At 55.0% G+C, this 6,863-nt stretch carries 2 protein-coding genes; both read left to right on the plus strand.

Translation table 11 applies throughout. The features are described 5' to 3' along the window. Positions 1–212: 212 nt before the first annotated feature. The gene (locus tag AACZ40_RS15285; protein WP_291172100.1) at positions 213–4,799 is read left to right on the plus strand and encodes a DEAD/DEAH box helicase; all 4,587 of its coding nucleotides are present in this window, start codon (positions 213–215) and stop codon (positions 4,797–4,799) included. Positions 4,800–4,908: 109 nt separating this feature from the next. Continuing rightward, positions 4,909–6,863: tetratricopeptide repeat protein (locus AACZ40_RS15290; protein ID WP_339674904.1), on the plus strand; the 1,955-nt coding region annotated here is incomplete at its 3' end.

The following is a 6,863-nucleotide window of genomic DNA, read 5'->3' on the forward strand; positions in this document are numbered from 1 at the left end:
TGTACTCTTTTTAACGAGATTTTACACCCGACAGATCAATTCATTTCCGCAATTATTGACTGTGTCCCGTTTTACTACAGCATCTCCTGAAGACGCTCAGTCATACTGGACACAGTCTAAACTGAAAGATTTTCAGAGAAAACAGGTTAAATTATTGTGGTCAGCCTCTTACAATACAGGGGCAACTCTTACCGTCACTCCAAAGGGCAGACATGTCATTTTACGGCTATCACCCCATCATCGAAAAATGGTTTCGGAATCGTTTTCAGAACCCGACCGAACCGCAGCAGCAGGGCTGGCCTTGTATCAATCGGGGTGAGCACACCTTGATCTCGGCTCCGACGGGAAGTGGAAAAACGCTGACCGCCTTTCTCTCGGTGATTGACCGCCTGGTGAAACGCTCCCTGGCTGGTGACCTGGATGATGAGACAAGTGTTATCTATGTCTCACCATTGCGGGCCCTGTCCAACGACATGCACCGCAATCTGGAACAACCGCTGGAAGAAATCTCACAACTGCTGGAAGATGCCGGCGAGATCTTCACGCCGATTCGTATCGGCCTGCGCACGGGCGATACTCCTTCTTCCAAACGTGCCGCGCTCGTCAAACGGCCTCCTCATATATTAGTAACCACCCCCGAATCGCTGTACTTAATGTTGACCGGATCCAAAAGCCGGGAAACTCTGAAAACAGTGGAAACGGTGATCGTCGATGAAATTCATGCTCTTTTAAGAGACAAACGCGGCTCCCACTGGTCAATCACCCTCGAACGCCTGGAAGCCCTGGTGGATCACCCCCTGCAGCGCATTGGTCTGTCGGCGACACAGAAACCTCTTGATCGCGTCGCGCAATACCTGGTGGGAAATCGGCCTGAAATTGAAATTTCGGAAGCATCACCGCCTGAAGAACCATGCGAATATCCCGAGCAGTCCTGTCGGATCGTCAACATCGGGCACTCGCGCACGCTGGACGTTGCGATCCAGGTTCCTCCGTCGGAATTGAGCGCCATCTGCACTCACGAACAATGGGCCGAAGTGCTGGAACAGATTATCGAACTGATCAACTCGCATCACAGCACTTTGATCTTTGTCAATACCCGCCGCCTGGCAGAACGCATCACTCACCAGCTCACCGAACGGCTGGGAGAAGAAGTGGTCGGCAGCCATCATGGATCGTTATCTGCAAAAATCCGACACCGTACCGAACAGAAACTGAAAAGCGGCGAGCTCAAAGCGGTCATCGCGACCGCCTCTCTGGAACTGGGCATCGATGTCGGTTACATCGATCTGGTCGTCCAGATTGGTTCACCGCGGGGCATTGCCACGTTTCTGCAGCGCATCGGCCGCTCCGGGCATTCCCTGGGGCTGGTCCCCAAAGGACGGATCTTTGCACTCTCACGCGATGAACTCGTGGAAAGCATGGCCCTGGTCCGCTCCATCAAGCAGGGAATTCTGGATACGGTGCGTATGCCGGAAGCGCCCATTGACATCTTGGCACAGCAGATTACTGCAGAAGTGGCCTGCCAGGAATGGAACACCGATGACCTGTTCGAAAGCCTGACGCGTTCCTATTCGTATCGCAATCTCAAGCGGAAAGACTTTGACAGTACGCTCCAGTTTCTCAGTGAGGGCATCAGCAGCACTGCAGGCCGCAGCCGCGTGTACCTGCATCATGACCAGGTTCAGAACCGCATCCGCAGCCGCAAAAATGCCCGTCTGGTCTCCACCATGAACGGCGGCGCGATACCGGAAGTCGCTTCGTACCGCGTGGTCACCGAGGATGACCAGACCGTGGTCGGCTCTGTCGATGAAGAATTCGCCGTCGAAAGCATGGCCGGTGATATCTTTCTGCTGGGGAACACATCCTGGCAGGTACGCTACGTGCGCGGCGGCGATGTTACCGTCGTCGATGCCCATGGTGCGCCTCCCTCCATTCCGTTCTGGTTTGGCGAAGCCCCCGGTCGCTCGCTGGAACTGTCGACGGAAATCTCGCACTTGAGAGAAGAACTCGAACGCCGCATCGAAAATACCGAGCAGGCAATTCTCTGGCTCTCTCAGGAAACCAACACCGACGAGTGGGGCAGTAAACAGATCGTGGAATACGTTCAGGCACAGAAAGCCGCCCTGGGCGTCGTGCCTACGCAAAAACGGATCGTATTTGAACGCTTCTTTGATGAATCGGGGGGTATGCAACTGGTGATTCATGCTCCCTTCGGAGGGGACATCAATCGCGCGTGGGGTTACACCATGCGAAAACGGTTCTGTCGTTCCTACAACTTCGAACTGCAGGCCACAGCCGACGATAATGGCATTATTCTTTCACTGGGTCCGCAGCACAGCTTTCCGCTGGAAAGCCTGTTTTCCATGCTCAACACCCGGAATGTGCAGCAGCTCTCTGAACAGGCGATTCTGGATCACCCCATGTTCCACGTGCGTTGGCGCTGGAATGTGACGCGGGCACTGCTCGTCTCGCGCATGCAGAACGGTAAAAAAGTCCCGCCGCCACTACAGCGTTTTCGAGCCGAAGACTTACTCACCGCAGTCTTCCCACGACTGACGGGGTGCCCCGAAAACGAAATCGGCGAGATCGTCCGCCCCGATCATATCCTCGTTGATCAGACACTCACCGACTGCCTGAATGAGCAACTTGACATTGAGGGATTGAAAAATGTGTTGCTCGAGATTGAACAGGGCACGGTGAAACTCATTCCCCGCGATACCCGGGAACCTTCCCCCTTCTGTTATGAACTGCTTAATTCCAGTCCGTATACGTTTCTGGATGGCGGCGAAGCGCAGGAACGCCGCGCCCGCGCAGTGGCGACCAGGCATACGCTTTCCGTGGAAAGTGTCGAAGACCTGGGAAGACTCTCTCCGGAAGCCATCGCACAGGTCTGCCAGGAAGCGCAGCCCGTCGTTCGGAATGCTGATGAATTTCACGACGTTCTGCTGGGACGCATTCACCTTCCAATCCAAGAACATCCCGAATGGTCTGACTGGTATCAGGAACTGGAAGCAACGGGACGCGCCACGACACTGGTCCGCCCCGACACACCTGCCGCTCAAGTAACCGCTCTCAGCTGGGTAGCCACGGAACGACTGCCGGCTGCTTTGGCAGCCTTTCCGGACAGCAGTCATCATCCGTCTGTGAATGTTCCCGCCGGCGTGCAGCAGGAATGGGAATCGACGGAAGCCCGCACCGCGATCATCCGCGGACTGTTGGACAACAGTGGGCCGCAGACGGTGGCTGAAATGGCGTACCAGGCAGGAATGACAGAGCCGCAGACCGAAGCCGCTTTGATGGCCCTGGAAGGTGAAGGCATTGCCATGCAGGGCTATTTCCGCATCAAAGATCCCAACTGGGACCAGAGTCTGGAAGAGTCAGAGACAGTAGAAACAAAACTAGAGACATCCCCTGCTCCGCCGAAAGAATGGTGTCACCGTCGGCTGTTGTCCCGCATTCATCGACTGACACTGCAAGGCCTGCGAGCCCAGGTGCAACCTGTCGATGTCAGCGTTCTGATTCAATATCTGACCAGGCTGCATGGCCTGACGGGAGAAGAAAAACGGTCAGGCACCAATGGTCTGTTTGAAGTGCTCTCGATGCTGCAGGGCATCGATATCCCGGCGATCTGCTGGGAACGGGATATCCTGCCTGCCCGCCTGTCGAATTATCAGAGCAGTCAGCTGGACGAACTCTGCTTTACCGGCGAAGTCGGCTGGGGCCGCCTCTATCCTCCCCGCCGCACCGCCGAGCAGGGAAAACCGATGACCGGGATCACCCGCAATGCCCCGGTCTCATTCTTCCTGAGAGAAGATATTCCCTGGCTGACCTGTTTCAACCAGGTCTCTTCAAACCTGGAAGACAGCGAAGCAGAACACCATCTGAGCAGCCCCGCACAGGAAGTTCAGGAACTGTTAACGCGGCGGGGCGCCCTGTTTGCCGCTGACCTGATGGCGACGACACAAGCCCTGCCTTCCCAGATCGCCGATTCGCTGGGGGAACTCATCTCGCGCGGCCTGGTGACCTCAGACAGTTATTCAGGTATGCGACAGTTTACGGAAGATCGTTCCACAAAACAGAGACGTACTTCCCGCAAATCCAGAATCGGCCTGGTTCGTAAAAGATCGACTCCGAACAACACCGGACGCTGGTCGATCTGGAGACGTGAAGCCAGTGCGGAAGTGGAAGAACGGAGCCTGCAGTATTTTGAATATGTCGAACAGTGGGCCTGGCAGTTGATCAGGCGCTGGGGTGTTGTCTTTCGCGACCTGATGAGCAAAGAAGCTGGTGCACCGCGGTGGTTTGAACTGCTGCAGGTCTTTCGCCGACTAGAAGCGCGTGGCGAAATTCGAGGCGGACGTTTTGTGACCGGCGTGGCAGGTGAGCAGTTTGCCATGTCGGGCACAATTCAGGAACTACGCAAACTGCGCGATGCCCCCACCAGCGATGAGTTGACGATTCTTTCTGCCACAGACCCGTTGAACCTGACGGGGATCCTTACGAAAGACGCGCGCGTGCCTGCGACGCCCGCCAATCGTATTGCCTACTGGAACGGAAATCTAATTGCCTGGTCGAAAAACGAAGAATTGTTTCTGCTGACGAAGGTTTCCGAAAAACTCAAACGGGAACTGGTGCTGGGATTCGGACTTCCCATCCAGGATTTCAACAGGCAGCAGCTTAACACGAATGAGCAGTCAACAGCGTCTTCACTTGAGCCTCCTGCAGAGGACCAGTTCCTCCCCGCCGGTAACGAGACAAGCTCCACTGATAAAAAATCGCCGCGTCCTTCATTTCTGTGAAATCGGAGCATGCGGTGTTTCCTTTGATACTACTTCGGACCTAAGAATGTCAGACACGTTTTTCAGTATATTCAGAGCCCCGTTCCTCTCGTTGATGATCTTATTCTGTGTGACTGCGAATACTGGTCTTTTGCAGGCTGCTGCAGATGACACGGATTCGGCGGACGTCAAAACGCTGTTGAAAACGGCTTACGACCATCGACAGCATGGCCGCTATGAAGAGTCCCGTGAAGTTTATGACAAAGCAGCTGCACTGCTGGGAAAAACGTCTCCGCCGAATGCAGAGCAGAATCTGAAATTACAGCGGGGACTGATTGAACTGGATCGGCTGACGGGCAAGTCCCGTGCAGCCCTCCAGCGCGTGGAGGCCGCGATCAAACAGGCTCCCGAACGTCCCCTGCTGCATGAGATCGGCGCGCAGCTCTGTTATGAATCGGGAGATTACGAGCAGGCTCATCAGTATGTCAGCCGTGCTCTGGCATTGGACGCAGATCAACCACTGGCACACCTGATCCAGGCACATCTACTGACCGACGCCGGCAAGATTGACGAAGCCAACGAAGGTTATCGCTGGTTTGTCCGTTACTATAATCGGGCACAACCTGAAGATGCGGAAACCCTGCTGCTGATCGGCGAAGGCGCCACCCAGTACGCTCGCTGGAACAGCGTGTCGCAGATCTTCACGTTTGTGATCAATACGGTCTGCCCGGATGTCCTCAAAGCAGACCCGCTGGCCTGGCAGGCTGCGTATCTCAGTGGTTCCATTTTACAGGAAAAATACAACCGTCCCCAGGCGGCCGATGAATTTACCGCCGCGCTCAAAATCAATCCCCAGGCGGCAGAGGTCTATGTTGCCCTGGCATACGCTTTCATTGAAGGACATGAATTTGATGAAGCGGCCAAAATGATAGAGCGCGCCCTGGATATCAATCCCCGGTTGCTCGATGCGCTGCTCACCCGCTGTGATCTGGAACTGATTAACGGTCAAGTTCATCAGGCCCTGAAAACTGCACAGAGCGCAGCGGAGATCAATGCCCGCAGCCAACTGGTGCTTGCCCGGCTGGCGGCCTGTTATCTGCTGCTGGATGGCGTTCCCGAACGCGAAGCGCTGGCGGAACTGTTCACCGTGTCTGACGAAGCTGAACCCCGGGCCGATGCATCTCGTTTCACAAAACTGGCTACAGAGTTGCTCAAGCACAATCCCAAACCAGGCTACTTTCTGTATGAACTGGCTCAGTTAATGGAAATGAAACGCCGGTTTGTGTTCGCAGAATTTGCTTACCTGAAAACAATCAGCCTGATGCCTCAGCTTTCCGGCCCCAAATCTTCCCTGGGAATGCTCTACATGCAGATGGGAAAAACGGATCTGGCCCTGCAGACATTAGACGAAGCATTCAAATCGGACCCTTATCATGTGCGCGTCAGTAACATGCGGAAAGTGCTCGGCGTACTGGAGTCATATGGTGCCATCGTAACCGATCATTTTGTGATTCGTTACGATTCCCGTGCCGACGCGATACTCGGTCAGTACATGGCGGATTACCTGGAAGAGATCTATCCTGAACTCGCCGCGCAGTTTGGTTATGAACCGCCGGGTAAAACCCAGTTTGAGATCTATCACGATGCCAAAGGGCTGTCTGCCCACCAATGGTTCAGTGCCCGCATGATTGGATTGCCCTGGATTCAGACCATCGGTGCCTCGACCGGCGCCGTCGTCGCCTTGACATCCCCCACGGCCATGAAAGAGCCCTTCAACTGGGCCAGCGTACTCAAGCATGAACTGGTTCATGTCTTTACTCTGCAGCAGACAAAATACAAAATCCCACACTGGTTTACCGAAGCGCTGGCTGTCCGCAGCGAAGGCAGTGCCCGGCCTCAGCGATTCAACCAGTTGCTGGTGAAGCGGGTTCCCCAGGGTGAAATTTATTCGCTGGAGGAACTGGATGGCGTCTTTGTGAGGCCCAAATCGTCGGATAACTGGAACTTCGCTTACTGTCAGAGCCTGCTGTGTGCTGACTTCATGGTGGAAGAATTCGGTGCAGACGCATTGAAGAAACTGCTGAC

Origin of the sequence: uncultured Gimesia sp. (genome assembly GCF_963972345.1) — a bacterium.
Taxonomy (GTDB): domain Bacteria; phylum Planctomycetota; class Planctomycetia; order Planctomycetales; family Planctomycetaceae; genus Gimesia.

Coding starts and splice junctions, on each gene's coding strand:
- AACZ40_RS15285 (WP_291172100.1), top strand. CDS start 213: ATGTCATTTTACGGCTATCACCCCATCATCGAAAAATGGTTTCGGAAT.